Annotated in this window: 1 protein-coding gene; it reads left to right on the plus strand. The window is 63.2% G+C overall.

The window, feature by feature from the left end:
- The first annotated feature begins 70 nt into the window (after window positions 1-70).
- Window positions 71-1,231 carry an IS110 family RNA-guided transposase gene (locus AC0L23_RS39895; RefSeq protein ID WP_085351431.1) on the plus strand — a complete coding sequence of 387 codons (1,161 nt, stop codon included), beginning with the start codon at window positions 71-73 and terminating at the stop codon, window positions 1,229-1,231.
- Window positions 1,232-1,396: the final 165 nt, after the last annotated feature.

A 1,396-nucleotide genomic window follows, 5' to 3' on the forward strand; every position in this document is an offset into this window, starting at 1 on the left:
GGGAGATGCTATGGGGCGGCGGCGAGGATATTGCATCCATCGTCGCTGATGTGAACCGATGGAGCATCCCATGCAGAAGTTGAACGATCTGAGCCGGTCCCTCATCCCCTTGCAACCGGACGGTACGTTGATCGCAGTGATTGAGATGAGCCTGTCGAGTTGGCTCGTTGCGGGCATCGTGCCTGGCGTCGAGCGCCAGCCGTTGAAGAAGCTCGAGGTCGACGAGAATGCCTTGCTGAAGCTGCTTAATCGCTGGCGAGAAGAGGCGGAGAAAGCAGGACATCGGATCGAACGCATCGCGGTCGCATTCGAGGCCGGCCGTGACGGTTTCTGGTTGGCGCGCTGGCTCAGGGCGCACGACATCGAGGCCCATGTCATTCACACATCGAGCGTAGCGGTATCACGCGAGCACCGGCGCGCCAAGACTGATCGTCTCGACACCGAGCTGCTCAAACGCAGCTTTCTCGGCTGGTTGCGGGGCGAGCGCAATCACTGCAAGATGGTCGCAATCCCGACAATCAAGGACGAAGATGCCAAGCGGCCCAACCGCGAGCACGAGAGCCTCGTCGGAGAGCAAAGTCGGATCGTCAACCGAATGAAAGCAGCGTTGATCCGGCTCGGCATCCGCGGCTTCAATCCCAAGCTGAAGAAGGCCGCCGAACGCCTTGACGGCTTGCGCACCCCCGAGGGTGAACCGATCCCGCCCAACAGCCTGGCTGAGCTGCGTCGCGATATGGTGCGCCGGCGGCTCGTCAGTGATCAGATCCGGCAGATCGAGGACGCTCGCCTGGAGCGTCTCAAGCAAGCGCCCAGTGATGGACCACACGCAATGGTGCACCTGCTGGCGCGCGTGATCGGGGTCGGTGTCGAGACGGCCGACATGCTGGTGCAGGAGGTACTGTCGCGAAGCATGCGCGACCGGCGGGCTGTGGCGCGTTATGCCGGCCTGACAGGCTCGCCCGACGAGAGCGGCAGAAGGCGCCGGGAGAAAGGGCTGACCCGTTCTGGCAACGCTCGGGTTCGACGAGGCATGATCCAATTGGCGTGGCGATTTCTCATGTTCCAGAAGGACAGCGCCTTGGCGCAGTGGTTTAGAGCCCGCACCGAGAGCGCCCGCGGCACTCGCAAGACCATGATCGTGGCCTTGGCGCGCAAGCTCCTGATCGCCCTGTGGCGCCTCGTGCGGGAGGGTGTGGTGCCGGACGGTGTCGTTCTGCGGCCGGCATCATGAACCGTGGTCACTGAAGGACACCCAACGGTTTCGGCCCGGTCCGTCCGCTGGTGACGGGTCGCCGATGACGGTTCGAGGTGGCGGGATTCCGACGTGTTTCCTTGGCTTTCAATGCCGAAAGGGAGAATGGGTCCGCCGCTTCGGAGCTTCGCTGCCGATGCGTAT

Source organism: Bradyrhizobium sp. MI1.4 (genome assembly GCF_055811315.1).